This window comes from Nitratireductor sp. ATLC21 (genome assembly GCF_057196525.1).
In genome coordinates, this window is sequence record NZ_JBXUOU010000002.1 from 746,217 (window position 1) to 771,697 (window position 25,481).

General features: G+C 59.6%; 22 protein-coding genes, 1 tRNA gene and 1 pseudogene. 6 read left to right on the forward strand and 18 right to left on the reverse strand.

What is annotated here, in order from left to right:
- Position 1: 1 nt before the first annotated feature.
- Both ligD and AC2CHD_RS11125 read left to right on the forward strand, forming a co-directional pair.
- Positions 2-1,513, forward strand: a complete 1,512-nt coding sequence (gene ligD / locus AC2CHD_RS11120) for a non-homologous end-joining DNA ligase (protein WP_484553734.1) — start codon at positions 2-4, stop codon at positions 1,511-1,513.
- Between the two features lie 20 nt (positions 1,514-1,533).
- Complete coding sequence (locus AC2CHD_RS11125; protein WP_484553735.1) at positions 1,534-2,607, forward strand: AI-2E family transporter; 1,074 nt, start codon at positions 1,534-1,536, stop codon at positions 2,605-2,607.
- A gap of 11 nt (positions 2,608-2,618) precedes the next feature.
- Here AC2CHD_RS11125 and AC2CHD_RS11130 read toward each other — a convergent pair whose 3' ends face one another.
- The 3 genes from AC2CHD_RS11130 to AC2CHD_RS11140 are packed head-to-tail and all read right to left on the reverse strand — an operon-like array spanning position 2,619 to position 6,370.
- Positions 2,619-3,869, reverse strand: a complete 1,251-nt coding sequence (locus AC2CHD_RS11130; RefSeq protein ID WP_484553736.1) for a c-type cytochrome — start codon at positions 3,867-3,869, stop codon at positions 2,619-2,621.
- Positions 3,866-5,629: a GMC family oxidoreductase gene (locus AC2CHD_RS11135; protein WP_484553737.1), complete on the reverse strand. Its 1,764-nt coding sequence runs from the start codon at positions 5,627-5,629 to the stop codon at positions 3,866-3,868. The genes AC2CHD_RS11130 and AC2CHD_RS11135 overlap by 4 nt, the downstream gene beginning before the upstream one ends.
- Positions 5,630-5,632: 3 nt before the next feature.
- Positions 5,633-6,370 carry a gluconate 2-dehydrogenase subunit 3 family protein gene (locus tag AC2CHD_RS11140; protein WP_484553738.1) on the reverse strand — a complete coding sequence of 246 codons (738 nt, stop codon included), beginning with the start codon at positions 6,368-6,370 and terminating at the stop codon, positions 5,633-5,635.
- A 192-nt stretch (positions 6,371-6,562) separates the two neighbouring features.
- On the opposite strand from AC2CHD_RS11140, the gene AC2CHD_RS11145 reads away from it, so the two are divergent.
- Together AC2CHD_RS11145 and AC2CHD_RS11150 are read left to right on the forward strand one after the other, a co-directional pair.
- Positions 6,563-7,426: an SDR family oxidoreductase gene (locus tag AC2CHD_RS11145; protein ID WP_484553739.1), complete on the forward strand. Its 864-nt coding sequence runs from the start codon at positions 6,563-6,565 to the stop codon at positions 7,424-7,426.
- A gap of 45 nt (positions 7,427-7,471) precedes the next feature.
- Positions 7,472-7,650 (forward strand): annotated as a pseudogene (locus AC2CHD_RS11150) (transposase); the annotation flags it as partial.
- A gap of 214 nt (positions 7,651-7,864) precedes the next feature.
- Here the strand turns inward: AC2CHD_RS11150 and AC2CHD_RS11155 are convergent.
- From AC2CHD_RS11155 to fumC, 6 genes are all read right to left on the reverse strand, one after another.
- Positions 7,865-7,941: transfer RNA gene (locus AC2CHD_RS11155), tRNA-Arg, on the reverse strand.
- A gap of 140 nt (positions 7,942-8,081) precedes the next feature.
- Positions 8,082-9,536 (reverse strand): sensor histidine kinase, encoded by a 1,455-nt coding sequence (locus AC2CHD_RS11160; protein ID WP_484553740.1) that lies wholly within the window; start codon positions 9,534-9,536, stop codon positions 8,082-8,084.
- A 59-nt stretch (positions 9,537-9,595) separates the two neighbouring features.
- A complete protein-coding gene (locus tag AC2CHD_RS11165; protein WP_484553741.1) occupies positions 9,596-11,020 on the reverse strand; it encodes a dihydrolipoyl dehydrogenase family protein in 1,425 nt (474 codons plus the stop codon).
- Positions 11,021-11,047: 27 nt separating this feature from the next.
- Positions 11,048-11,809, reverse strand: a complete 762-nt coding sequence (locus tag AC2CHD_RS11170) for a TVP38/TMEM64 family protein (protein WP_484553742.1) — start codon at positions 11,807-11,809, stop codon at positions 11,048-11,050.
- 212 nt (positions 11,810-12,021) lie between these two features.
- A complete protein-coding gene (locus AC2CHD_RS11175; protein ID WP_229447858.1) occupies positions 12,022-12,405 on the reverse strand; it encodes a DoxX family protein in 384 nt (127 codons plus the stop codon).
- Positions 12,406-12,581: 176 nt separating this feature from the next.
- Entirely contained in the window at positions 12,582-13,973 is a 1,392-nt protein-coding gene (fumC, locus tag AC2CHD_RS11180; protein ID WP_484553743.1) for a class II fumarate hydratase, read from the reverse strand.
- A gap of 298 nt (positions 13,974-14,271) precedes the next feature.
- On the opposite strand from fumC, the gene AC2CHD_RS11185 reads away from it, so the two are divergent.
- Positions 14,272-15,336: a calcium:cation antiporter gene (locus tag AC2CHD_RS11185; protein ID WP_484554233.1), complete on the forward strand. Its 1,065-nt coding sequence runs from the start codon at positions 14,272-14,274 to the stop codon at positions 15,334-15,336.
- Between the two features lie 77 nt (positions 15,337-15,413).
- Here the strand turns inward: AC2CHD_RS11185 and groL are convergent, their stop codons facing one another.
- From groL to AC2CHD_RS11205, 4 genes are all read right to left on the reverse strand, one after another.
- Positions 15,414-17,057 carry a chaperonin GroEL gene (gene groL, locus AC2CHD_RS11190; RefSeq protein ID WP_229447855.1) on the reverse strand — a complete coding sequence of 548 codons (1,644 nt, stop codon included), beginning with the start codon at positions 17,055-17,057 and terminating at the stop codon, positions 15,414-15,416.
- Between the two features lie 62 nt (positions 17,058-17,119).
- Positions 17,120-17,416, reverse strand: coding sequence for a co-chaperone GroES (groES, locus tag AC2CHD_RS11195; protein WP_007009707.1), 297 nt, complete (start codon positions 17,414-17,416; stop codon positions 17,120-17,122).
- A gap of 216 nt (positions 17,417-17,632) precedes the next feature.
- The gene (locus AC2CHD_RS11200; RefSeq protein ID WP_484553744.1) at positions 17,633-18,271 is read right to left on the reverse strand and encodes a DNA-3-methyladenine glycosylase I; all 639 of its coding nucleotides are present in this window, start codon (positions 18,269-18,271) and stop codon (positions 17,633-17,635) included.
- Positions 18,272-18,275: 4 nt separating this feature from the next.
- Positions 18,276-18,545 carry a hypothetical protein gene (locus AC2CHD_RS11205; protein WP_484553745.1) on the reverse strand — a complete coding sequence of 90 codons (270 nt, stop codon included), beginning with the start codon at positions 18,543-18,545 and terminating at the stop codon, positions 18,276-18,278.
- Here AC2CHD_RS11205 and AC2CHD_RS11210 point away from each other — a divergent pair.
- Positions 18,544-19,365: a L,D-transpeptidase gene (locus tag AC2CHD_RS11210; RefSeq protein WP_484553746.1), complete on the forward strand. Its 822-nt coding sequence runs from the start codon at positions 18,544-18,546 to the stop codon at positions 19,363-19,365. The two genes, AC2CHD_RS11205 and AC2CHD_RS11210, sit on opposite strands and share 2 nt — an antisense overlap.
- A gap of 81 nt (positions 19,366-19,446) precedes the next feature.
- On the opposite strand, the gene glcF is transcribed toward AC2CHD_RS11210, so the two are convergent.
- From glcF to AC2CHD_RS11235, 5 genes are all read right to left on the reverse strand, one after another.
- Positions 19,447-20,790, reverse strand: a complete 1,344-nt coding sequence (glcF, locus tag AC2CHD_RS11215; RefSeq protein WP_484553747.1) for a glycolate oxidase subunit GlcF — start codon at positions 20,788-20,790, stop codon at positions 19,447-19,449.
- A gap of 13 nt (positions 20,791-20,803) precedes the next feature.
- Complete coding sequence (locus AC2CHD_RS11220; RefSeq protein ID WP_484553748.1) at positions 20,804-21,184, reverse strand: DUF4870 family protein; 381 nt, start codon at positions 21,182-21,184, stop codon at positions 20,804-20,806.
- A gap of 41 nt (positions 21,185-21,225) precedes the next feature.
- Complete coding sequence (locus tag AC2CHD_RS11225) at positions 21,226-22,434, reverse strand: FAD-binding protein (protein ID WP_484553749.1); 1,209 nt, start codon at positions 22,432-22,434, stop codon at positions 21,226-21,228.
- 52 nt (positions 22,435-22,486) lie between these two features.
- On the reverse strand, positions 22,487-23,983 hold the full coding sequence (locus AC2CHD_RS11230) for an FAD-linked oxidase C-terminal domain-containing protein (protein ID WP_229447849.1): 1,497 nt from the start codon (positions 23,981-23,983) through the stop codon (positions 22,487-22,489).
- Positions 23,984-24,061: 78 nt separating this feature from the next.
- Positions 24,062-25,432, reverse strand: a complete 1,371-nt coding sequence (locus tag AC2CHD_RS11235) for a DUF3422 family protein (RefSeq protein ID WP_484553750.1) — start codon at positions 25,430-25,432, stop codon at positions 24,062-24,064.
- Between the last annotated feature and the right edge of the window lie 49 nt (positions 25,433-25,481).

Below are 25,481 nucleotides of genomic sequence, written 5' to 3' on the forward strand. Positions count from 1 at the left end.
CATGGCTACTCGTTCACCACAAAAATTGCTCCGCGAATACCGCGCTAAACGGGATTTCTCCAAGACAACCGAACCGCAACACAGGCAGTCGGCGAGGAACGGCGAGGCTCTGAGCTTCGTCGTGCAGAAACACGATGCGAGCCGGCTCCATTATGATGTCCGGCTCGAATGGGAAGGGGTCTTGAAGAGCTGGGCTGTTACAAAAGGGCCCAGTCTGGACCCTTCGGAAAAGCGGTTGGCCGTGCGCACCGAGGACCACCCCCTTTCCTATGGCACATTCGAAGGAACCATTCCCGAGAGCGAATATGGCGGCGGGACCGTCATGCTTTGGGATCGCGGGCATTGGGAGCCGGAGGGCGATCCCGGCGAAGGGTTGAAGAAGGGAAAACTCACCTTTCTCCTGCATGGCGAAAGGCTTGGCGGAAAATGGTCGCTGGTGCGCATGAAGCGCGACGACAAGAGTGAACGCGAGAACTGGCTTCTTATCAAGGCCGATGACGACGCAGCATCGAAAGCAGAAGATGTGCTCAAGGTTCATGAGCGCAGTGTAGAGACCAAGCGCTCTTTAATGGAGATTGCGGGGGCTTCCGACGCCATGCCCGGATGGCGCGAGCCGCAACTGGCGACGCTGGTGGAGCGTGTGCCGGGCGGGAGTGGCTGGCTGACGGAGATGAAGTATGACGGATACCGGGCGCTGTTGGCCATCGGCCATGAAAGCGCACGCATCTTCACGCGCAATGGCAAGGACTGGACAGACCGCTTCCCCGAACTGGCTGCAGCTGCGGCTGAACTCGATGTGGCAAACACACTTCTGGATGGCGAGATCGTCGCGTTCAACGCTAAGGGCCATACCGATTTTTCGACCTTGCAGAAGGCTCTGTCGTCCGGGGAGCAAGTCTCCTGTTTCGTGTTCGACCTCCTCGTGGAAGAGGGGCAGGACCTGACCGAAAAACCTTTGCGTGAACGCAAGAAGCATCTGGAACGGCTTCTGAAAGATCATGAAGGACCGCTTCTTTATTCCGCTCATACAACCAACGACGCCGGCGAGGTTTTGACGAAGCTGTGCAAGGGGGGGCATGAAGGGATCATCGTCAAGAATGCGGAGGATCCCTATCGTCCGGGCCGCCACAAGAGCTGGTTGAAGGTGAAATGTTCGCGACGCCAGGAACTGGTCATCGGCGGATATTCTCCCTCGGACAAGAAAGGGCGCCCGTTCGCTTCTCTGCTGCTAGGCGCATTCGAGGGCAAACGGCTTGTCTATCGGGGCCGTGTCGGCACCGGATTTGACGATGACACGATGCAGGAACTCGCACGGCTTTTCGAGGCAAGGGCACGCAAGACCTCGCCTTTCGAAAAGGTCCCAGACAGCATTGCCGGTTCGGCGCACTACGTGACGCCCAATCTCGTGGCGGAAATTGCGTTCGCCGAATTCACCTCGGACGGCTTTGTTCGTCATGCCGTGTTCAAGGGGCTGCGGGAAGACAAGGAAGCACGACAGGTGGTTGTTGAATGATGGAACACGGCTGAAGAGACATGAGGGGATCGGGCGAGGGAAAAATGCGCGCGCTCATCTGGTTTGTAGGCATCGTCGTGGCGCTGATGGTGGTGTTGATGCTGCACACAACCGGGTGGATGACGTCCACCGTGGCATTGGCCTTCTTCGTGGCGCTGGCAATCTGGCCGGTGGACAATGGTTTGCGCAAACGTCTGCCCGGCAATCTGCGCTGGCTGGGACACTTGGCGGCACTCGTGGTTATGCTGCTGTTGCTCGGAGTGTTTTTTGGTGGAGTGGTGTTCGCGGCCCGACAGATTACGGTGGGGCTGCCAGCTTATGAGGAGCCAGCCCGCGCAATGCTAGACCAACTCGGGCGCTGGATCGACCTTCCGGCCGTTGCAGATCGCAATGGCGGGTTCTCGGAGCGTCTTATGGACCCGGTGTTCAGTTTCGTTTCTGGCGCGGTAGTGTCCACATCGAACCTCATTGGCATCTTGTCGCTTCTCGTGTTTCTGGCCTTGTTGATGTTGATCGAAGGGCCGGCTTTGTCACGGAAACTGCGGGCTGTCGCGGGCAATCATGATGGAGACGCTTACGGGGCCACGGTCACGGCGATAGCGGTCAGGGTGCGCGGTTACCTTGCGGTCCGAACGCTGATGGGGGTTGTCACCGGCTGTCTTTACGCTTTGTGGAGCTGGCTGTGGAATGTGGACTTCGCCCTCACCTGGGGCTTGCTTGCCTTCCTGCTGAACTACATTCCCAATGTGGGTTCCTTCATTGGCGGCATTCTGCCGGCAGGGTTCGCATTTCTGCAGCATGACCCGGTATGGGCGCTCGCGTTCGGAGGTGGCCTGATCGTGATCGAACAGGTCATGGGCAATTATGTGGACCCCAGACTCCAGGGAAGCCAACTTGCGCTTTCGCCTCTTGTCGTTTTGATCGCGCTTCTCTTCTGGAGTTGGGTGTGGGGGCTTGCAGGCGCCTTGATCGCGGTGCCCATGACTCTCGTGATCATGATCGTCTGCGTTCGTATTGGCCCCTTGCAGCCGCTGGCGCTGTTTCTTTCCAACTGCCGCGATATCGAGGAGCTCAAACGAGCCACAAGCGCCTGAACGGCGATGGCTCAGCGGTTGATGTTTTCCCGGACGTCTTTCACGAAATCGACCGAGACGGCGGGAGCGGCGTTGCCGAAACTGTTGCGCACGTAGGTGAGCACCGCGGCAATCTCCTCATCGCTGAGCTTCCAGTCGAAGGCCGGCATGGCCTGAGGTGTCGGGTAACGCTCCGTCGGCACCGCCTTCACGCCTTCAAGCACTGCCCTGACGAGGGTGGTCGGGTCATGTGAATGGACCAGCGAAGAGCCCTTCAAAGGCGCAAATTGCCGTGGGATACCTTCACCCTCGGGTGCATGACAGGCCGAGCACTGCGTTTCATATATGCGTTGTCCGAGCACCATCGGTTCCCGGTCCTGATTCAAGGGTTCGACCGGTGTTTCCTCATGGGCCGGCAAGGACTTGATATATTCGGCGATGGCGGAAACATCGCTTTCGGTCAGGTGGCTGGTCGATTTCTCGATCACGTCCGTCATGGGCCCGAAGGCAGCAGTCCGGTCATTGCGACCGTGGCGCAGAAACTCCACGAGTTCCTCCTTCGACCAGTCTCCGATGCCGTCGCGCTTGGAACCGGTCAGCGATGGCGCCCACCAGCCTTCGGCAAACCCGCCGGTAAAGCGATGCTCGCCCTCCTTGACCGCGCCGATCAGGTTCTTGGGCGAGTGGCACATGCCGCAATGTGCCAGCCCTTCGACCAGATATTTGCCGCGGTTCCATTCTTCCGAGCGTTCCGGGTTCGGCTCAAAGTTCCGGTCCTCAAAGTTGAGCAAGTTCCAGCCGATCATGCTGGCCCGCCAGTTCAATGGCCATGGAATTTCCGGTTCGCGGACTTCCTGACGAACGGGCTCGAGCGTGTTGAGATAGGCGAAGATGGCGTCGCTGTCCTCGCGGGTCACTATGGTGAAGTGCGTATAGGGAAAGGCCGGATAAAGGCGCGAGCCATCGCGGCTGATGCCCTCGTTCATCGCGCGGTAGAAATCGTCTTCTGACCACCGCCCGAGCCCCGTTTCGTCATCCGGGGTGAGGTTGGCCGAATAGATTGTGCCGAAGGGCGTCGGCAGCGCGTAATCGCCGGCCATGGGCCTGTTCTCATCCACCGTATGGCAGGCCCCGCAATCGCCGGCCCGGGTGAGATAATACCCCTTCTGGCGGATCGTCCAGTCGTTGTTGTCGGTGGCATTTGCTTCGCCTGAAAAGAGCGACAGACCTGCTGTCGCGGCAAATGCCGATGCAAGGGCAAGTGTCGTTCTGGAATGGGTCATGCCTGCACCAATGGTCCGGGGTTGCGCAGATATTGCGTCCTGATGGCATGGGCGGTGTGATAGGCAAGCGCTGCCACCGTGCCGGTGGGATTGTAGCCGGGGTTCTGCGGAAAGTTCCCGGCCCCCGTCACGAAGAGGTTGGGCAGATCCCAGCTCTGGTTGTAGCGGTTGGTAACGCTTTCGCGCGGATTGTCGCCCATGATGTGGCCGCCCGTATTGTGGGTCGACTGATAGGGCACGATCGAATAGGGCCCCTTTCGCCGGTTAACCTTCATCTTCTGCGGGTTCATCACCCGCGCGATCTCCACAAGCCGGTCGGTCAGGTAGTTCGACATGCGATATTCATTGTCGGTGAAGTCGAATGTCATGCGCAGCAGGGGCCGGCCATAGGCATCCGTATAGGTGGGGTCGAGGTCGAGATAATTGCCACGATGGCTCATCACCGCCCCGTGGGCGAATATGGATGTGGAATGGTTGTAGCTTTCGCGCACCGCCCTCTTGTAGTCCGCGCCCCATGAGGGGGTTCCTTCGGGCGTCGGCTGGGATTCGATGGGCCGGCCATTGGTCTGCATCTGCGCGAGATAACCGCCGCCGATAAAGCCCAGACCGGTATGGTCGAAATTGTCCCCGTTGAATTCGTCAACCACCATGCCGAGCGCACCGGCGCCGATGAAGGGATTGAAGTTCGTGTCGTCGTCGTAAAACAGGTCGACGCCCGACATCGTCTGGTACGCATAATTCTTGCCAACCAGACCGCGCCCCGTCTCGGGATTGTAGGGGTCACCGATCTGCGACACCAGAAGCAGGTGGACATTGTGGTTGATATAGGCGGCCAGGATGACGATATCGGCTGGCTGCTCATAGATCTCGCCTTCCGGCGTGATGTATTCGACTCCTGATGCGCGCTGCCCATCGCGGCTCTTGAGGACGCGCAACACCATGGCTTCGGTGCGCAGGGTGAAGTTCGGCTTGCGCATCAACACGGGCAGGATGGTGGTTTCGGCCGTCGCCTTGGAGTAATTGCCGCAGGCAAATTTTTCGCAAAAACCGCAATAGGTGCAGGGAGCGAGGGAGACGCCCAGCGGATTGGTGTACGCCCGGCTCATATTGGCGGATGGCGCGGGGAAGGGCGCATAGCCAAGCTCGCTGGCGGCATTGGCGAAGAGCATCGGCGCGTACACCATATCCATGGGCGGATTGGGGTATTCGCTGGAACGCGCACCTTCAAAGGGGTTCCCTCCAGGCTCGATTCGGCCGTTCAGATTTCCGGCCTTGCCCCCAATTCCACAAAGCTCCTCAAAGGTTCGGTAATGCGGTTCCAGATCTTCATAGGTGACGCTCCAGTCCTGTACGGTCATGGTGTCCGGTAACGGGCCGTATCGTTCCTCATTGTGGGAGCGGGCGAGAAAATCGGATGGCAGAAAGCGCCATGTCACCCCGTTCCAGTGAACCCCGGAGCCTCCGACATTGGTGCCGGGAAGGAAGGAGCCGAGCCGGCGCATCGGCAGGGCCTTCTCATTCGTGTTGTTGCGAAAAGTCAGTGTCTCGCGCTGCAGGGATTCAAACAGGGCGTGCCGGTATCGATACCGCACTTCGTCCTGTGCGTTGGTGACGGCATAATCCGTCGACGTGTTGCGCCAGACGCCCCGCTCCAGAGCGAGGACATCGAGACCTGCCTCGGTCAGTTCCTGTGCCATGATGGCGCCGGTCCAGCCCATGCCAACAATGACGACATCCCTCTTCGGTAGTCTGCGTGTCATGTCTCACTCGGTTGAATTTGGTGTGATACGGCTCGCGAAACCGGCTACGGAGACCGGTTCGAACTTCAGAAGTTCATTGTGTCGTGCAACATAGGGCCGATAGTCATAGCGCGCGCCGGGAAAGCCGATCATGCGCCAGGCTTCCATGTCGCGGTTTCCGCCATGGATCGGGTCGCCGAAATAGCCCTCTTTGGTGTTTTGCAGCAGCAGCGAGAAAAAGGTGGAGGCGCTTGCGGTGGGAAGCGCAAGGTCGCCATTTTCCAGATCTGTCAGAATGCTGTCCTGCGTTGCCTCGTCCAGCTCGGCAAAACTCTTGCCATCATGGTTCGAAGCGATTGCGCCTTCGATCTCCCTGATCGCTCGGCGATAGAGCCATGATGGCGCGCGTGACTGGTAACCCTGACTATCCGTGCCTTGGAGGAAGGGCTCCTGCAGATAGAAGATATCGCCGCGACCGTAGGAGCCGGCCAGTTGGTGATCGATGAAGTCCACGACGCCAAGCTGGGAGGCGCTGGGAAAGTCATCGGCCGGGATCAACCGGTCCACGGCAGCGGTGACAAAACGGCGTTCGGCATCTGTGAGGAAACGCTTGGCGGGGTTGTAGCGGTCGGGGGGGAGCGCCTTTCCCTGTTCCCATGGCACGCCACCCTGATAGTCTCTCGCGCCAGCATATCCTGCCAGTGAGGCGGTGAAGATTCCGGCGGTACCCAGAAGAATACGTCTGCGATTGAACAATCTCAAGATGACCTCCTCTCCCCGTCTCAATTCGCGTTTGCCGCAAATGTTCCAGAATTTTTCCACCCGGCCCGTTGCCCGGGGACTTGTTCGAACGCTGCCCATCTGAACGGAACTCCTATCCGGTCTTCCCGTTGTGAGGGCGAATGACCATGGAAGGCACAGTGCGGTGCTGACCCGGACAAAGGAGACTTTGAAATGGATGATCTGCACAAAGAGAAACCACCCTTCGATACGCCGATGCAGGAGCGCCCCGGATACACGGCAGGGATGCATCCTAGGCCCGATCATGGAGAGGAAAGCTACCGTGGCAGCGGGCGGCTCGCTGGTCGCACAGCACTGATCACGGGTGGCGATTCAGGGATCGGACGCGCAGTGGCCATTGCCTATGCCCGTGAAGGAGCCGATGTGGCGATCGCCTATCTGGACGAAACGGATGAAGCGCAGGAAACGGCCCGCTGGGTGGAAGAGGCTGGCCGACAGGCGTTGCTCCTGCCGGGTGACATCGGCGATGAAGCCCATTGCCAGAAGCTGATCGACGAGACCGTCAAACGGTTCGGACGCCTCGACATTCTGATCAACAATGCAGCCTATCAGTCCAGCTTCGAGAAGCTCGAGGAGATAACGACGGAAACCTTGCAGCGCACCCTCGCGACCAACATTTTCGGGATGTTCCACCTGTGCAAGGCGGCGCTTCCGCATTTGAAGGAAGGGAGCTCCATCATCAACACGTCGTCGATCAATGCGACCGACCCTTCTCCATCATTGCTGATCTATGCAATGACGAAGGGGGCGATCTCGAATTTCACGGCAGGCCTGTCCGGGATGATCGCAAAGGATGGAGTGCGTGTGAACGCGGTCGCTCCCGGGCCGATCTGGACTCCGCTGATTCCTTCAACACTGCCGCAAAAGAAGGTTGAGAATTTTGGCGCGAACACTCCGATGGGGCGGCCAGGACAACCTGCGGAACTTGCGGGTGCGTTCGTTTGGCTCGCATCGGGTGAAGCAAGCTACACGACGGGCGCTGTGATCGAGGTGACGGGCGGGCGGACGATGCTGTAGCGTCTTTGCTGCGGTCACCGCCCGCAGGCGAATTTGAATGCATCGAAAAAGGGCAACGTCTCGACCGTCATAGCCGGTCAGAGGCTCGGCATCAAGGAGATCGACGGTGGTATTTTTGGCTATTGAGCTTCATACACTATGATCTGGGATTTATCGATCTGAAGCAAAGGACATTGCAAACCATGGATAACCCGTTCGGCACGATGTTGTTACCTATGTGTTAGGTACAAACTGCTGCCTATCTCTCTGGGTCGTACACGGACTCAAGTTGCGGTGGGAGGGATTCGGAACGAGGGCCCCGTTACTTCAGGCTTGCGAGCGCTGCCGTCCTCTTTGCGAGGCTCTACGAGAGGCTATCCGCGAAGCCAAAACCGTTTCAAAAACCGTTTCAGCTTGGTGACTCGAAACGGCGCAATTCGGCTAAGTCCTTGAAATAAATGGCGCGCCCGAAAGGATTCGAACCTCTGACCCCCAGATTCGTAGTCTGGTGCTCTATCCAGCTGAGCTACGGGCGCGTGGCCGCCTCGGCGACCGTCGAAGCGGTCATCGCCGCCGCCGACCGCGGTTAACTAGCGAGTGCGGCGCAGAATTGCAAGCGCTATTGAAGGAATTTTCTCGATATCTGCACAGACTGCCCTGCGACACTTCTAATGGCTCAGCCCGAAGTCGGTTCTTCGGGAATGCTGATGGCGAAAAGCGTATGCCCCCCAATGCTTTCCACCAGTTCCAATGCCCCGCCATGGGCCCGCACAAGCTCCTGGGCAATCGCCAGGCCAAGCCCCGTTCCGCCGCTTTTGGCAGAACCGCGAAAGGGGGCAAACAGGTTTTCTCGGGCCTTCTGCGGCAGGCCCGGTCCGGTGTCGCTCACATAAATGCGCGTGGCGCGATCCGAGCGTTCGGCAGAGATCGTCAGGCGCTTGACCACAGATGGGTCATTGTCTCCAGACATTGCCTGAACGGCATTCCTGCACAGGTTTGAAAGCACGCGGAAAAGATGCTCCGAATCGGCGCTGACCTCGAAATCCGGACTCACAACATTGGCAAATTCGACCTGGCTGTCGGCTTCAAGCGGCAAAACATTGCGCACCTCTTCGACAAGAGCGTGCAGGCGCAACCGGCGGCGGCTGGGCGGCGCCTCCTGGGTGCGACCGTAGTTCAGAACGCCTTCGGAATAGGTCACGGCCCGGTCCAGTGTACGCAACAGGCGCGGTGTGAGGGTTTTTACGGTCGGGTCGTCGATCGTGCTCAACCTGTCGGAGATGAGATGCGCGGAAGCCAGCATGTTGCGCATGTCATGGTTGATTTTGGAAACGGCGAGCCCCAGGTCGGCCAGGCGTTTTTGCTCACCCAGTGTTTTCTGCAGCGCCGTCTGCATGCGTGCGAGCTCACGCTCGGCCACGCCGATTTCGTCGCCGCGCACCTCTGGCCTGATAACGCGGCGCGGATCGTCAGGATTGGCGGCGAAAGACAGCATGGACTGTGTCATGCCGCGAATAGGGCGGATCATGATCCGGTTTATGGCATAGAAGACCAGCGTCGCGGTGAAGAGTGAAATGATCAGCGAGAGAAACGCGACATTGCGCGCATAGGTCAGCATCGCGTTCCTGAGACCTGTATCAGGTATCAGGATCTCAAAAATCTTGCCCGTGTCGCCCACCCTTCCAAAAATGCGGAAAACGCGGTCACCGCCGAAGAATAGGGTGGAGAAGGTTTGGGCAATGGCGGCAGGCGGCGTTATTGCGTCGAGGTCGATGTGCTCGTCCACCTCGGGGGGCATGTCGGTAACGACCAGAATCCGCGAGACGTCGGCATCGCGCACCGCAATCGCCTTCACGCCCGTAGCCATCAGGAGTTCGTCACGGATATCGGGCGCAAGGGCCTCGTCCTCCCCTTCCATGAGTATGATGCTGACAGCGGCGGCGTTTTCCAGCCGCTGTTGCATCCACTGCATGCCAAAGTTGGCCACCGAAGGAATGAAAATCAGCACTTCGGCGATCATCACAAAAAGCACGGTCAGGACCAGAAGCTTGGTCGAAAGTCCGCGCGTGAGCGGAACGGAGCCCGTCTCATGCACTTGTTCGCTGATGTCGCCCGCTATTTTTTCTGCCATCGCTCAGCGTTATCCGGGGCCGCTTCCGGCTGTTGTTCTCACGCAGCCCAAAGCATGCATTAGCCGAAACGGCGCAGAAACCGCACCACCGCGCGGACCAGAGGCTTGCGTGTCGCTTCCGTGAAATACGTGATCGCGGCCCGTTTGCCAATCTCGGTCATGGTCGGGTAGGGCGCCACGTACCCGGCGATATCACGCACACCGAGTTTTCGGGAGATCGCAAGCGCCCAGAAATTGATCATTTCGCCAGCATTGGCGCCCACGATGGATGCGCCGAGAATGCGGCCTTTTCGATCGGTGACAAGCTTGATCAGACCCTCTGTCTTTCGTTCTGCCTGGGCGCGATCGTTCTCCGAGTAGGGCCAGCGCAGAATGCTGATCTTGCGGTGGCTTTTGCGTGCATCATCCTCAGTCAGTCCCACGTGAGCGATCTCGGGGTCGGTGTAGCTGGCCCAGGGTATGATGGCGCGGTTCTCGCGCGCAGGGAGACGAAAGAGCAGGGCGCGGATCACCAGTCCGGCGTGATAGCCGGCCACATGGGTAAACTGAAGACCGCCGGCCACGTCACCAATCGCGTAGACGCGTCGATTGCTGGTACGCAGCTTGTCGGAAACCTTGATGCCGCGCCGGTCATGTTGCACGCCGGCCCGGTCGAGCTCCAATGATGTGATATTCGGGGTGCGGCCCGTGGCGATCAGAAGGTGGGAGCCCTCGATGCTGCGGGTCCCTTCGGCGTCTTCCACGTGAACACGCACGCCTGCACGGCCACGCTTTTCCACCCGTGTTACCTTTGTGTGCTCGAGCACATTCACCCCGTCGGAGCGAATGTTTCGCAGTGCCACGGCGGTCAGTTCGGGGTCGTCTTTGCCCAGGGCGGCGAGCGCTTCCACAACCGTCACCTCGCAGCCCAGGCGACGGTGCGCCTGCGCCAGTTCCATGCCGATTGGGCCGCCGCCGACCACGATCAGATGAGCGGGTTTGCGGGTCTGGGAAAAAATTGTTTCATTGGTGAGGAATGGTACATCCTCAAGGCCAGGTATCGGCGGGATGAGCGGCGATGACCCGGTCGCTATGACAAAGCGGCGGGCGCGGATTTCGTGATCGCCGGCAACCACCGTCCGATGATCCTTGAAACGTGCTTCTTCCTGGATGACCTGCACGCCAAGCGCGGTAAAGCGTTCGACGGAATCGTTGGGTGCTATTGCGGCGATGGTAGCCTCAACATGGTTCATCACCTTGCGGTAATTGACCTCTGCTTCGACCGGAGCGATGCCGAAGGGCTCACCGCTTTTCATCAGGTGGGCTTGCTTGCCGGCGGCGATCAGCGCCTTGGAGGGCACGCAACCGTAATTGAGGCAGTCGCCGCCCATCTTGCCGCGCTCGACCAGCACGACGGGAACACCGAAGGCGGCCGCGGCGGCTGCGACGCTCAGGCCGCCGGAGCCTGCCCCAATGACGCAAATGTCGGGATTGAAAAGTGTCATACAGGCAATCTCTTGTTTGTTCGAAAATCAGGCGTCGGGCGTGCGGCGTAGCTTCTTCACAGCGACTGGAACCACCGCCACAAGCGCCAGGGCGGCGAAAGCCAGGGTGAGTTGGGGCGTCACCAGATCGGCCAGCGTCACCTCGCGGCCGGCTTCAGAAGCAGCAACCAGGACGCTGTCCAGCCCATGGCCCAGATAAGCATAGGCAAAGGTGCCTGGTAAAATGCCCAGAAAGGTAGCTGTTGCATAGGTGCGCAACGGTACATTGAACAGTGCCGGCGCGATGTTGACGACCCAGAAGGGGAAAATTGGTGCGAGCCGCAGCACCAGGAGATAGTTGAAGGCATCCTCCTCGAACCCTTTCGCCATACGCGACACGCGTCCGCCGATCTTCTGCGTCAAAACATCCGAAAGTGCGCCGCGGGCGGCCAGAAAGACGGCCGAAGCACCGGCAGTGGCTGCAACAGCCACGAGGATCCCGCCAAGAAGCCACCCGAAAAGGAAGCCAGCAAAAAGCGTCAGTATGGATGCGGCGGGAAAGGAAAAGGCGACGGCAAGAGCATACAGAACACTGAATGCGATAGGAGCAAGGATTGGATTCTCCGCAACGAAGCTTCTTAAGGTGCCGCGGCTCTGGGAGAGAAACTCCAGGGAAAAATACTGATGTAACCCAAGCAGATATCCAATCGTAAGGCCTGCAAGCAGGACGATCAGCGGGAGGAAACGCTTCCCAGGCGAGCGGGTGGTGGTTTTGGCACCGTTGTTTTCGAGCGTTTGCATCCGCGTCATCTTTCAGGTCTTCGCGACCAAAAGTCCACTATTGCCGGGTCGCGGCCCGTAAATGCGCGTTAAGACCCGCCGGTGCAACGAAAGAAGCACGGTCTCACTGCCTTTTGAGGTCAGGCCACGCCCACCTCACCGATCTGTGAAGCCCTCCTGGATTGTCGGATACAAAAAAAAGCCCGGCTTGTGCCGGGCTCTCTGTTGTCGTGAGGGGCGTGTCAGACTTTGGCACGTTCCAGAGAGAGCGCTCCCGGCCCGAAAGCAGCAAGCACGAGAAGGCCACCGGCCATAGAAAGATTTTTCATGAACATGATGCTCTGCATCTGATCTGCAAAATCGAAATGAGCGATGACGCCGGAAGCGACGCTGAACAGCGCGAGGAGGATGGCCGCGATGCGCGTTTGAAACCCGACGACGATGGCAAGCCCTCCGACGAGTTCAAGCAGTGCGACGACCCACGCGGTGATCATGGGCATCGGCAAGCCCATGCTGCCAAAATAGCCTGCTGTACCACCGATATTTGTGATCTTTCCGAAACCGGAGACGATGAAGATGACCGCAATCAGAATCCGGCCAATAAGAACGAGTGCACTCTGGGACATTGCTGGGGTTTCCTGTGAGAGTTAAATGACTTCGGTCAGGGTTATACGTCAGCGGATTGTGTAGAAAAACTGGCCCGTCGGTTACGCTGTGTTCTCAAAATGGACGACAATAAGGTGGAGCAGGGAGTCTGAAGTCAGGCTGGCTTCAGACCGGTATGGTTCATGAGGCTTGATGATCAGGCCGGAGCGATCATTTTTTCCGGACGCACAAGCCGGTCATACTCTTCTTCGGAAACCAGGCCGCTCTTGAGTGCTTCCTCGCGCAGCGTGGTGCCGTTCTTGTGTGCGGCCTTGGCGATGGCCGCCGCGTTGTCATAGCCGATTGCCGGCGCGAGCGCCGTCACCAGCATGAGCGAGCGCTGCATCAGGTCGGCGATGCGGGTCTCGTCGGCTTCGATGCCCTTGACGCAATTGTCGGCGAAGGAACGCATCGCATCGGTGAGGATGCGGATCGACTGCAGAACGGCATTGGCCACAACCGGCTTGAACACGTTGAGCTCGAAATGGCCCTGGCTGGCGGCGATGCTGACGGTCGTCTGGTTGCCCATAACCTGGGTGGCGACCATGGTCAGCGCCTCAGCCTGCGTCGGATTCACCTTACCCGGCATGATGGAAGAACCCGGCTCGTTTTCCGGCAGCTTCAGTTCGCCAAGGCCCGAGCGCGGGCCGGAGCCCAGGAAGCGGATGTCGTTGGCGATCTTGAAGAGATCGGCGGCGAGTGCGTTCAGCATTCCGTGGAAGGCGTTCAGCGCGCCGTGGCTCGCAAGCGCCTCGAACTTGTTTTCGGCGGTGCGGAAGGGGAGGCCGGTAATGGTCGCGACCTTGGCTGCGAACGCCCTGTCGAAACCGACCGGCGCGTTGAGGCCCGTCCCGACCGCGGTGCCGCCCTGTGCCAGCGCGTAGACATCATTGAGGCTCTCCTCTATGCGCCGGGCGCCCAGTTTGAGGGCCGCAACATAGCCTGAAAATTCCTGCCCCAGCGTGAGCGGGGTGGCATCCTGCGTGTGGGTGCGGCCGATCTTGACGATACCGTCAAAAGCCTGGACTTTCTCTTCGAGCGCTTCGATCAGATATTGCAGCGCCGGCAGAAGCTCTTCTGCCGCCTCGCGGCCGGCGGCGATATGCATGGCGGTGGGGAAAGTGTCGTTTGAGGACTGCCCCATATTGACATGATCATTCGGGTGGACCGGCTTCTTCGAACCCATCTCTCCGCCCAGAATTTCGATGGCGCGATTGGAAATTACCTCATTGGCGTTCATGTTGGACTGGGTGCCGGAACCTGTCTGCCAGACGGACAGCGGAAAGTGATCGTCGAGCTTTCCGGCAACGACTTCCTTGGCCGCCTCAATCATGGCTTCGCCAATCTTCTGATCGAGCTTCCCATTTTCGAGGTTCGTCTCTGCCGCGGCCTGCTTGACGATGCCGAGCGCGCGCACCAGGGGGATAGGCATCTTCTCTGTGCCGATCTTGAAATTGCCCAGAGACCGTTGTGTCTGCGCGCCCCAATAGCGGTCGGCGGCGACTTCCAGAGGGCCGAATGTGTCTGTCTCGGTGCGGGTCTTGGACATGCGATCGTGCTCCATTGTCATTTCGCGCATCGGGCGGTGAGGTGGCTTGTAAAAGGCTTGCATCTACTGCCCGAAAAGTGCTGCCGTTTAATGGCGCGGGCGGAGGGATTTGGCAATAGGTCGCGCCTCATGGCGTTGGACGCGCAGGTGCGCGCGAAAAAACTGTTCATTGCACTTCTTTCCGGCATTGAACTATCACAAGCGGCATGGAGTGCCGTCTGGCATCGGTTCAACCATTCGACGAAAACTGCATTTCCGGGGGGTAAGCGTGTTCAAAGGTTTGGCAAATGCACAGGCGATGCGGACCGCAGGCCCCCCGTTCGCCGCGGCAGTGTTGATCGCAGCAGAACATTTCGGCCTCGTACAAGAAACCGACATGCTCTTTTCTGCGCTGGCCGGATTTTTTCTCGTGGCGACCGTGTTTTCATCGGTGCATTTCGCCGAGGTGATATCCATGCGAATAGGCCAGCCCTTCGGCTCGGTCCTGCTCGCAATCGCCGTCACCGTGATCGAGGCTTCCCTCATCATTTCGATGATGCTCTCGCCATCGGAAGGGGATCCGACGGTGGCACGAGACACGGTATTTTCCACGGTCATGCTGGTTCTCAACGGCGTTGTCGGTCTTTGCCTGCTCGCCGGAGGGCTGCGGCATCATCAGCAATCTTTTCAAAGCCAGGGGGCCGTGGCTGCTTTCAGTGTACTCGGGACGCTTGCAACGCTGACGCTGATTCTACCCAATTTCACCCTGGCGGTTGAGGGGCCATATTATTCAACTGTGCAACTGATCTTCGTGACGGTCGTCTCGCTTTCGCTCTACGGCGTGTTTCTGTTTGTCCAGACTGTGCGACACCGGGGTGACTTTCTCGATATTGCGACGGCAGATGCTGCTTCCCATCAAAAACCTGGGAGAGGAGAAACCGTATGGGCCGGTCTGATGCTGGCCATTTCGCTGTTGATGGTCATCGTTCTGGCCGAGGCCCTGGCTCCCGGTATCGAGAAAGGGGTATCGGCGTTGGGATTGGCAGAGTCCTTTGTCGGGCTGGTCATTGCCGCCGTGGTGCTGTTGCCTGAGGGTGTGACGGCGTTGCGCGCTGCTGCATCGAACAGGCTTCAAACGAGCATGAATGTGGCAACCGGCTCTGCGTTGGCCAGCATTGGTCTTTCGATCCCGACGATCGCCATTGCCTCGCTTATCCTCGGCGAGCCGATCACGCTTGGGCTCGACCCGGAGCACATTGTATTGCTGGTCCTGTCTTTGTTCGTAGGCATGCTGACCTTGGCCACGGGGCGCACCACCATCATGCAGGGGGCTGTACACCTCGTGGTGTTCTTCTGTTTTCTGCTTCTGGCGGCTGTGCCGTAACGAGGCTGGATATCAACCCATGAAAAAGGGCGCTCCCGAAAGGAGCGCCCTCAATTTTCAAGCGATGTGTGGCTGGCTTAGAAGCCCATGCCACCCATACCGCCCATGCCACCCATGTCGGGAGCACCGGCCGGAGCGTCCTTCTTCGGCAGCTCGGCGACCATGGCTTCGGTGGTGACGAGCAGGCCGGCAACGGAAGCCGCATCCTGCAGAGCGGTACGCACGACCTTCATCGGGTCGACGATACCCATGGCAATCATGTCGCCATATTCACCGGTCTGGGCGTTGTAGCCGAAGGTGACACCCTCGTTCTCGAGGATCTTGCCGGCAACGATGGAAGCCTCGGCGCCAGCATTCGTGGCGATCTGGCGAACCGGAGCCTGAACGGCGCGGCGGATGATGTTGATGCCGGCGTCCTGATCGGCATTGTCACCCTTCGCCTTGATCTGGGCGGAAGCGCGCAGAAGAGCCGTACCACCACCAGGAACGATGCCTTCTTCAACAGCTGCGCGGGTCGCGTTCAGAGCGTCGTCGACGCGGTCCTTGCGCTCCTTCACTTCCACTTCGGTGGAGCCACCGACGCGGATCACGGCAACGCCGCCAGCGAGCTTGGCAAGGCGCTCCTGCAGCTTCTCGCGGTCGTAATCGGAAGAGGTCTCTTCGATCTGCTGCTTGATCTGGGCAACGCGGCCCTCGATCTCGGACTTCTGACCGGCACCGTCAACGATGGTCGTGTTCTCCTTGGAGATCGCAACCTTCTTGGCACGGCCCAGCATGTCGAGCGTGACATTCTCAAGCTTGATGCCGAGGTCTTCGGAGATGACCTGGCCGCCGGTGAGGATCGCGATGTCCTCGAGCATGGCCTTGCGGCGGTCGCCGAAGCCCGGAGCCTTGACGGCAGCGATCTTCAGACCACCGCGCAGCTTGTTGACAACGAGCGTGGCCAGAGCCTCGCCTTCCACGTCCTCGGCAATGATGAGGAGCGGCTTGGAGGACTGAACGACCGATTCCAGAACCGGCAGCATGGCCTGCAGGTTGGAGAGCTTCTTCTCGTGGAGCAGGATGTATGCATCCTCGAGCTCGGCAACCATCTTCTCCGGGTTCGTCACGAAGTACGGGGAGAGGTAGCCGCGGTCGAACTGCATGCCCTCGACCACTTCGAGCTCGGTCTCGGCGGTCTTGGCTTCCTCGACGGTGATGACACCCTCGTTGCCGACCTTCTGCATGGCTTCGGCGATCATCTCGCCGATTTCCTTCTCGCCATTGGCGGAGATGGTGCCAACCTGGGCAACCTCTGCAGAGGTGTTGATCTTCTTGGTGGAGGAGGCGAGGTACTCGACGACGTCAGCAACTGCCTTGTCGATACCGCGCTTCAGGTCCATCGGGTTCATGCCGGCGGCAACAGCCTTGGCGCCTTCCTGAACGATAGCCTGTGCCAGAACCGTTGCGGTCGTGGTGCCGTCACCGGCGATGTCGTTGGTCTTGGAAGCGACCTCGCGCACCATCTGTGCGCCCATGTTTTCGAACTTGTCCTCAAGCTCGATTTCCTTGGCAACCGTCACACCGTCCTTGGTGATGCGCGGTGCGCCGAAGGACTTGTCGATGACGACGTTGCGGCCTTTCGGGCCGAGGGTCACCTTCACCGCATCGGCGAGGATGTTCACACCCTTGAGCATGCGCTCACGTGCGTCGCGGGAGAATTTTACGTCTTTTGCAGCCATATTTCTCTAGCTCCTGAGCTTCTTCGAGAAACTCTGTTACCGTTTTGATGTGGTGGCGTGGATCAGCCGATAACGCCCATGATGTCGGATTCCTTCATGATCAGGAGATCCTCACCATTGAGCTTGACTTCGGTGCCCGACCACTTGCCGAAGAGCACGCGGTCGCCAGCCTTGACGTCCAGCGGGACAAGCTTGCCTGCCTCGTCGCGCGCGCCGGAACCGACTGCAACGATTTCGCCTTCCTGCGGCTTCTCCTTGGCGGTGTCGGGAATGATGATGCCACCTGCCGTCTTTTCTTCAGACTCGACCCGGCGGACGACCACACGGTCATGAAGCGGGCGAAAGTTCGTGTTGGCCATGTTCTCTGAACCCTTGATTCGGATGATGAATTAGGCTTTTCCTCCGTCCGGCTTGCGCCGGACCTGTCGTTAGCACTCACTTGAGGAGAGTGCTAACGCGGCTTTGAGATAGTAAGCGCCCTTTTCGGAGTCAAGATTTTCGTGCAGGGAACAGCGCACAATTTTCAGGCGCACTGATCGATTTTCCCTCAAGGTTGATGAAAAGACGCTCCAGCGTCACGCCGGTCTTATGAAAGTCTGCCGCTTCGTTTCAACCTCGGCGCGGCAACAGCAGCCCTCGATATGGTCGTTGACAAGACCCATTGCCTGCATGAAGGCATAGACAGTCGTGGGCCCTACGAAAGACCAGCCCCGCTTCTTCAGGTCTTTGGAAATGCGGGTGGATATGGCGGTGGTCGGGTTGGCCGTTAGCGTCTTGTAGTCGACGGGATCCGGGCGCTCGTGCGGTTGCGGCTCGTGGCGCCAGAAATAGCGCGCGAGCGATCCTTCCTGTTCGCACAATTCGATTGCGCGCTGCGCGTTGTTGATGGTGGAGCGAATTTTGCCCGCATGGCGCACAATTCCCGCGTTGCCGAGTAGGCGCTCCACATCCGTTTCGGAAAATCGCGCCACGCGCTCGAAATCGAAACCGTCGAAAGCCTCGCGAAAATTCTCCCGCTTGCGCAGGATGGTCAACCAGGAAAGCCCCGACTGAAATCCCTCCAGGCAGATCTTCTCGAAAAGCCGGTGATCGTCGGAAACCGGGTGACCCCATTCATTGTCGTGATAGTCGAGATAGTCCGGCAGGGCACCAGGCCAGAAACAGCGGGTCTTTCCATCGGAGCCCACGATCAGACCGGTTTTTTCTTCGCTCATATGTTCAAATTTCCTTGGTTAATGTGAAATCAGCCGGATTTAGCGATATGTTCACCAGCTTTTTGAACGCACCGGTAACCACGCTAAATGGTTTTTTTGAAACATCGCATTTTACGAATGCTGATTCACCATTCGGTTGCAGCTTGGAGTCAGCATCCTGACACGGACAGGCGCCTAGGCTGCGTTTGCCCTTCGCCGCCACCCGTTCTTGACCCGATCTCGAGAACGTTTGGTCTGTTTGATCTGTGACGAATGGTAGAGAGAAGTTCATCATGAAGTCGATGTTGTTTGCGGCCGGCATTGTGACCGCGCTGCTGTCTTCCTGGGGGGCGCAGGCCCAGGATCGATATGTGGAACCACCACCGGTTCTCGTCAGTCCTGACCTTTCCGCTCCCTGGGTGATGCAGTTGCGCCGCGCGCCGGTCGTGGCGCAGCATCGCACTGAACAGCCTTCGGAATACCGGGCCTACCAACGCGCCCGCAATGCGCGGGAACGCAACAGCGCGCGTCGGGACTATCGGCCGCGTCATCAGATGCCGCCCCGTCCAGCGCCACAGGCAGAGCCTGTACAGAGGGCATCGTTTATTCCACGCGCAACCGAGCCGTTCCCTTTGAACGACCGCTCCTGGCGGATGAGTGATCCAAAATGGCTCCCGCAGGTCGTTGACTATGAGACCGATCAGGCTCCTGGGACAATTATTGTCGATACACGGCAGCGTTTCCTGTTTCTGGTGATGAAAGGCGGCAAGGCTAAGCGCTACGGTGTCGGCGTCGGTAAGGAAGGGTTTAGCTGGAGCGGGGAAGAAAAGATTACCAACAAGCGCAAATGGCCGGCCTGGCATCCGCCTGAGGAAATGATCGAGCGCGAGAAAGCAAAGGGCCGCATCCTGCCGGTAAAAATGGAGGGTGGTCCGGCCAATCCTCTTGGCGCGCGCGCACTGTACCTTGGATCGACACTCTACCGTATCCACGGCACGAATGCGCCCTGGACCATCGGTCGTGCGGTGTCTTCCGGATGCATCCGTATGCGCAATGAAGATGTGGTTGATCTTTATAATCGCGTCCCGGTCGGCACCAAAGTTGTGGTGAAGTGACCGGATGAGCGGGGGATGCCCGGCAGGGGGACCGCTGGGCAAACGGAGAAGGGCGATGCTTGGGGGAGCATCGCCCTTTTCTCATTCTGCAGCAACCATCGCCGATTCCTGCCGTTTGCGTGTTTCCAGGGTCTTGGGCAGAGCGGCAGGCTTCGGCCCACCAAAAGCCCAGTCAAGCAGCTCTACCGTATGCACGATCGGGGTGTCCGTACCTGAGCCGATCTGAGTCATGCAGCCGATGTTGCCGGTGGCGATGACGGCTGCTTCCGTGGCCTCGATGTTTTTCACCTTGCGGTCGCGCAGGCGTGTTGCGATTTCCGGCTGAAGAATATTGTAAGTGCCGGCCGAACCGCAGCACAGATGCCCCTCACGCGGTTCACGCACCACAAAACCGGCCTTACGCAGAAGTTCGCGCGGCTCGCGGCTGATCTTCTGTCCGTGCTGCATCGAACAGGCGGAGTGGTAGGCAACGGTGATGCCCGGCTCGACAACCGGCTCCGGCAGCTCGAGCATTGTGAGATACTCAGTGATGTCCTTGGCAAGTGCAGCCACCCGGGCCGCCTTCTCGGCGTATTCGGGATCAAGCCGCAGCATGTGGCCATAATCCTTGACCGTCGTGCCGCATCCCGAAGCGGTGATGATGATGGCGTCCAGCCCGCCGCCCTCGATTTCGTGGGTCCAGGCATCCACATTGCGCCGTGCCGCGTCCAGAGCCGCATCTTCCTTGCCCATATGGTGCACCAGTGCCCCGCAGCAGCCTTCACCTGTCGGGTTCTGCACGGTTTCAACTCCAAGCCGTGTCAGGAGCCGAACCGTGGCGGCATTGATGCCCGGATCGAGCACGGATTGGGCACAGCCCGTCAGAATGGCGACGCGACCTTGCTTTTCACCCCTAAAGGCACTGTGTTGCTCTGAGCGCGGGGGCAGAGTTGCCGGCGCGAGGTCGAGCATGGCTGCCACAGGACGCAAGGCTGGAATTTTGCGGAACAGGCCCGCGAAGGGGCGACCGATGCGTGCGAGTTTCAACGCAGTTCGAAAGCGTGCCGGATAAGGCAGGACCTGCGCGAGCACGAAGCGCGTCAGCCTGTCCAGAAGAGGTCTGTGATAAGTTTTTTCGATATGCGCGCGGGCGTGATCGACGAGATGCATGTAGTTCACGCCCGAAGGACATGTAGTCATGCAGGCAAGGCACGACAGGCAGCGGTCGACATGGGTCACGATTTCCCGGTCGGCCGGTCTGCCATTCTCCAGCATGTCCTTGATGAGGTAAATGCGCCCGCGCGGGCTGTCGAGCTCGTTGCCGAGCGTGACATAGGTCGGGCAGGTGGCCGTGCAGAAGCCGCAATGCACGCATTTGCGCAAGATCGATTCCGCCTCCGCTATCTGCGGGTCGGAAAGCTGCACTGGAGTGAAATTGGTCTGCACGGCGCCTCTGCTACTAGATCAGCCAGCTTTGGGGATTCTTGATCGGTTCTCTGCGTCCAACGGCCTGCAGGCCGATTACGCAGCGCACAACGACCCAGATCGCAAGGGCGATCATCAGCAGGAAGCCGATGCCGACAATCATCAACAGGGCAGAGACGAAACCGAGCAGCAGGCCGATCCAGAACGTGCGAATTGCCCAGGTGTAGTGCGTTTCGAGCCAACCACTCGCTTTGCCACGGTTCATATAGGCAAGAACGATGCCCACCAGAGCGGATATGCCGATAACGAAACTCACCAGATAAAGGATGTAGATAACCTGAATGTTGGTCGGCCCAGGCTCAAACCAGCCGTCGGTCTTTTGTGCTTCTTCGGGTTGGTTCTGCATATCTGTCATGTATTTGCCCTCTATTGTTCCGGCGGCAATCTATCACGGCTTCAAGCGAATGCCATGCGTGCAGGGTTCAATAGCCCTTTGGGGTCAAATTGCGCTTTCAGGCGGGCGGAAAGAGCTGCAAGAGCGGGGGGCAGCGGCTGGAAAACGGGCGTCGCCGCTCGCACCGGAAGGGGCGCGCGTACCAGTGTCGCGTGCCCGCCTCCAAGATGGGCGATCAATTTTCGCAGAATCTCCGCTTCGGGATCGGCTTCCATCCGCATCCAGATCAGCCCTCCCTGCCAGTCGTAGAACACATTGACGCCGGCGGCGCGGCGAAACGCATCCACCAGTTCGTGCCCACGCGACGGCGCGACTGAAACGCGCCATACCGGCGCTGGTGAGCCGTCGGCAAAGGGATGACAGTCGCGGATTTCGCGCCACAGCCTGCGCGAAAGCGCTTCATCGAGTGTTTCGACACTCCCGAGATGCCCCAGAAGTCGCGAGAGCAGGTCAACCCGATAGGCGACGGAAGGCCCAAAGCCCTCGACACGCAAAACGGTCTGCCCGCCACCGGAAAACCCGCCCTCGATGAAGCGTCCCACGACGCCTTCGGGCAGGTGAGCGGCACCGGAGACCTCGGCGCTCGACCCCATGGCGATGGCCATGGCCTGCGTTGCAGCGGCATCGTCCAGCCCTGCAATGCAGAATGTGGTCTCGGTTTCTGCTGCCGGCAGCACTTTCATTGTGATGTCGGTGGCCACGGCGAGCGTGCCCCATGAACCGGCGAGCCCCTTGGAAAGGTCATAGCCGGTGACGTTCTTCACCACGCGCCCGCCCGACTTGAAACCTTCACCCCGGCCAGAAACCGCGTGAACCCCAAGCACGTGGTCGCGCGCGGCGCCTGCTTTCAGCCGGCGCGGGCCGGCAAGATTGGCTGCAAGGAGCCCACCCATCGTGCCGCGTCCTGGTTCCACGCCAAGCAACGGGCCGTAATCCATTGGCTCGAAGGCCAGCTCCTGATTGTGCGCGCGCAGTGCAGCCTCAATCTCGGCAACGGGCGTGCCGGCTTTCGCTGAAAGCACCAGCTCTTCGGGTTCATAAAGCGTGATGCCGGAAAGCTGCGAGAGATCGAGCGTGTGCTCGGTCTGCAACGGCTGACCGATCCCGCGCTTGGAGCCATGGCCGATAATTTCGAGCGGAGCTTCCTCCGAAACGGCCCACTGGATGATCTCCAGAACCTCTTCGGCGCTTTTCGGCAGGAATTCGGTCACGATGGATCACTCATGCAAAAGCTCAGGCAGGAAAGGGGTGAAAACAGCACGCTCAAAACCGCTCCAGCTCAGGAAAAGGCACCTGTCCGCGATGAATGTGCATCCGGCCAAGTTCGGCGCAGCGGTGTAGTTGCGGGAACACTTTGCCGGGATTGAGCAGATGGTTCGGATCGAAAGCGCATTTCACGCGGATCTGTTGGTTGAGATCGTCTTCAGTGAACATTTCCGGCATAAGATCGCGCTTTTCCACGCCCACACCATGCTCCCCGGTCAGAACGCCGCCCACCTCCACGCACAGACGCAGAATGTCGGCGCCGAAATCCTCGGCCTTCTCCAGCTCGCCCGGCTTGTTCGCATCGTAAAGAATGAGCGGATGGAGATTGCCGTCGCCGGCATGAAACACATTGGCGACCCGCAGCCCGTATTTCTCCGAAAGCGCGCGCATGCCGGCCAGAACCCGCGGCAATTGCTTGCGCGGAATCGTGCCATCCATGCAGTAATAATCGGGAGAGATGCGTCCGACCGCCGGGAACGCGGCCTTGCGTCCTGCCCAGAACACGGCGCGTTCCTCATCCGATGTCGAGGCGCGGCTGGTGGTGGCGCCGTTCTGACGCGCGATCGCTTCCACCCGGTCGATCAGATGGTCGACCTCGGCCTGCGGTCCGTCCAGCTCGACGATCAGCAGAGCCTCCACATCGAGCGGATAACCGGCGTGAACAAAATCTTCCGCGGCCCGGATTGCCGGCCCGTCCATCATCTCCATCCCGCCAGGAATGATCCCGGCGCCGATGATCTCGGCCACGCACTGGCCCGCCTGTTCACTTGATGGAAAGCCGATCAGAAGCGCGCGCGCCGTCTCCGGCTTCTGCAGAATGCGCACCGTCACCTCGGTCACGACGCCAAGCAGGCCCTCCGAGCCGGTCATCAGGCCCAGAAGATCATAACCCTCTGCATCAAGATGCCTGCCGCCGAGCCGGATCACGTCGCCATTCATCAGCACCATCTCGATGCCAAGGACATTGTTGGCCGTCAGCCCGTATTTCAGGCAGTGCACGCCGCCCGAATTTTCCGCCACATTGCCGCCGATGGAACAGGCGATCTGCGAGGAAGGATCGGGCGCATAATAAAAGCCCTCCTGCTCGACTGCATGCGTGATGCCCAGATTGGTGACGCCTGGCTGCGCAACCACAGCACGGTTTGGATAGTCGATATCGAGAATGCGGTTGAAACGGCTCATCACCAGAAGCACCGCATCCTCAAGCGGCAGTGCCCCGCCGGAAAGTGATGTGCCCGAGCCGCGCGGCACGACGCGAATGTCGCGCTCATGACAATATTTGAGAATGCGCGACACTTGCGCGGTGGTTTCCGGCAGCACCACCACGAGCGGCATCTGGCGATAGGCGGTCAGCCCGTCGCTTTCAAAGGCGCGCATTTCGTTTTCCGTGTCCACCACGCCTTCACCGGGAACGATGATGCGCATGTCGGCGACGATTTCCGCACGTTTCTTCAGGGTTGCCGCATTGGCCTGCGGCATTTTCAGGCCGGACATCAGAACTTCCTTACTGGTTCAATCTATTTACCAGTTTATTCGCAGTTCTGTAAATGCTGCTTGGAAACCGTGCCTGCGTCAATCCGCCTCGGTGCCGATATTCGCATCCTCGCGGGCATGGTGCCGGCGGATGCGGCGTACCAGAAGCCAGATGCACAAGACGGCCACGGGGACGGCGGCCGCGGTAATCACCTCGCTCGAAAGGCCGGGAAGGGCGGGTTTTGCACCCTTCGCCACATAGCCCACAAGCCCCACCACATAATAGGAAATGGCGGCCACCGAGAGGCCTTCGACCGTCTGTTGCAGGCGAAGCTGCAGTTGTGCGCGACGGTTCATTGAGGCGAGCAGATCGCGGTTCTGGCGCTCCACTTCCACATCCACCCAGCTTCTCAGCAGGTTTGCCGCGCGCGTCAGCTTGCGCGATAGGTTGGCCTGGCGCTCTTCCACCGAGCGGCAGGTGCGCATCGCAGGTGCCACGCGGCGCTGCAGGAAGGCAGCCCATGTTTCATAACCGGCCATGGGGGCCTCGTTCAGCATTTCCAGCCGCTCTTCGACAATGCCGTGATAGGCGCGGCTTGCGCCAAAACGATAAAGGCTGGCGGCGGCGTCGGCCTCCAGATCGGCGGCAAGCTCCGTCAACTCGCTCAGAAGCGCGTGACTGTCGTGCTTCTCGCGTTGGCGCATGCGCGCCGTCAGAGTTGCGAGCTGATCCTCCATGCGGCGCAAGCGTGGCGAGAGCGATTGCGCCAGCGGCAGGCCCAGCATGGCAAGCGTGCGGTAGGTCTCAATGTCGATCAGGCGTTGCGAAAGGGCGCCGATACGGGCTGGCGCCAGATCCTTTTCAAGGATGAGAATGCGGGTCAGCCCATCGCCATCCTGCCGGAAATCGCTGGCAACCGCGGCGCGCCCGCCCTCCACCACCGAATAGCCAAGGCTTGCCGGATCGAACGCGCCTACCAGCTTCTCCGTGGTGCTCGTCCATTTGCGGATCTCCACACGCGTGCCGGAAATGGCAGTACCCGGTGGGCTGAAACCGTTGCCGAAGGGCGATTCTTCGAGTGGTTTTCCAGTCCGGGAGGATATGGGGCAATCCCACTGATAGCTCGAAAATTCCGTATGCCGCTCCCAGCGCAGCGTGCCTTTGCCCCACTTCATCGTGTGGTGGCGCGCATTTGTCTGCGGCGGAGCGACACCGAGCCTGCGCGACAGATCGGCCAGCACCGCCTGATCCACTGCAGAGCCGCCCTCGGTCATGAAGGAGAGCTGGATGATGAGGCGCGGCGCTTCCAGGAGGGCATGGGGTCGAGCATGCACTTCTCCCAACGCGCCCGCGCGGCCATCATGGGCCGGAAACCCCAGGACGCTGCCGGTCACCAATGTCGCGAAAGGCTTTTCTTTTGTCTTGTCTACATCAGTAGCGACAAGCAGTTCCCCGTTTTCTTGGCTCATTGCGCCTTGCCGTCTGCATCAGGATGGACCTTTCCCAAGTATGCTATCG

What these genes read in the sequence shown, in the direction of transcription:
- AC2CHD_RS11160 (WP_484553740.1), bottom strand. Translation starts at nt 9,536, where the DNA reads ATGGCAGAAAAAATAGCGGGCGACATCAGCGAACAAGTGCATGAGACG.
- ligD (WP_484553734.1), top strand. Translation starts at nt 2, where the DNA reads ATGGCTACTCGTTCACCACAAAAATTGCTCCGCGAATACCGCGCTAAA.
- AC2CHD_RS11210 (WP_484553746.1), top strand. Translation starts at nt 18,544, where the DNA reads ATGAAGTCGATGTTGTTTGCGGCCGGCATTGTGACCGCGCTGCTGTCT.
- AC2CHD_RS11235 (WP_484553750.1), bottom strand. Translation starts at nt 25,432, where the DNA reads ATGAGCCAAGAAAACGGGGAACTGCTTGTCGCTACTGATGTAGACAAG.
- AC2CHD_RS11170 (WP_484553742.1), bottom strand. Translation starts at nt 11,809, where the DNA reads ATGACGCGGATGCAAACGCTCGAAAACAACGGTGCCAAAACCACCACC.
- AC2CHD_RS11220 (WP_484553748.1), bottom strand. Translation starts at nt 21,184, where the DNA reads ATGACAGATATGCAGAACCAACCCGAAGAAGCACAAAAGACCGACGGC.
- groES (WP_007009707.1), bottom strand. Translation starts at nt 17,416, where the DNA reads ATGGCCAACACGAACTTTCGCCCGCTTCATGACCGTGTGGTCGTCCGC.
- AC2CHD_RS11200 (WP_484553744.1), bottom strand. Translation starts at nt 18,271, where the DNA reads ATGAGCGAAGAAAAAACCGGTCTGATCGTGGGCTCCGATGGAAAGACC.
- AC2CHD_RS11135 (WP_484553737.1), bottom strand. Translation starts at nt 5,629, where the DNA reads ATGACACGCAGACTACCGAAGAGGGATGTCGTCATTGTTGGCATGGGC.
- AC2CHD_RS11165 (WP_484553741.1), bottom strand. Translation starts at nt 11,020, where the DNA reads ATGACACTTTTCAATCCCGACATTTGCGTCATTGGGGCAGGCTCCGGC.
- AC2CHD_RS11125 (WP_484553735.1), top strand. Translation starts at nt 1,534, where the DNA reads ATGAGGGGATCGGGCGAGGGAAAAATGCGCGCGCTCATCTGGTTTGTA.
- AC2CHD_RS11145 (WP_484553739.1), top strand. Translation starts at nt 6,563, where the DNA reads ATGGATGATCTGCACAAAGAGAAACCACCCTTCGATACGCCGATGCAG.
- groL (WP_229447855.1), bottom strand. Translation starts at nt 17,057, where the DNA reads ATGGCTGCAAAAGACGTAAAATTCTCCCGCGACGCACGTGAGCGCATG.
- AC2CHD_RS11175 (WP_229447858.1), bottom strand. Translation starts at nt 12,405, where the DNA reads ATGTCCCAGAGTGCACTCGTTCTTATTGGCCGGATTCTGATTGCGGTC.
- AC2CHD_RS11205 (WP_484553745.1), bottom strand. Translation starts at nt 18,545, where the DNA reads ATGATGAACTTCTCTCTACCATTCGTCACAGATCAAACAGACCAAACG.
- AC2CHD_RS11185 (WP_484554233.1), top strand. Translation starts at nt 14,272, where the DNA reads ATGCGGACCGCAGGCCCCCCGTTCGCCGCGGCAGTGTTGATCGCAGCA.
- fumC (WP_484553743.1), bottom strand. Translation starts at nt 13,973, where the DNA reads ATGTCCAAGACCCGCACCGAGACAGACACATTCGGCCCTCTGGAAGTC.
- AC2CHD_RS11230 (WP_229447849.1), bottom strand. Translation starts at nt 23,983, where the DNA reads ATGTCCGGCCTGAAAATGCCGCAGGCCAATGCGGCAACCCTGAAGAAA.
- AC2CHD_RS11130 (WP_484553736.1), bottom strand. Translation starts at nt 3,869, where the DNA reads ATGACCCATTCCAGAACGACACTTGCCCTTGCATCGGCATTTGCCGCG.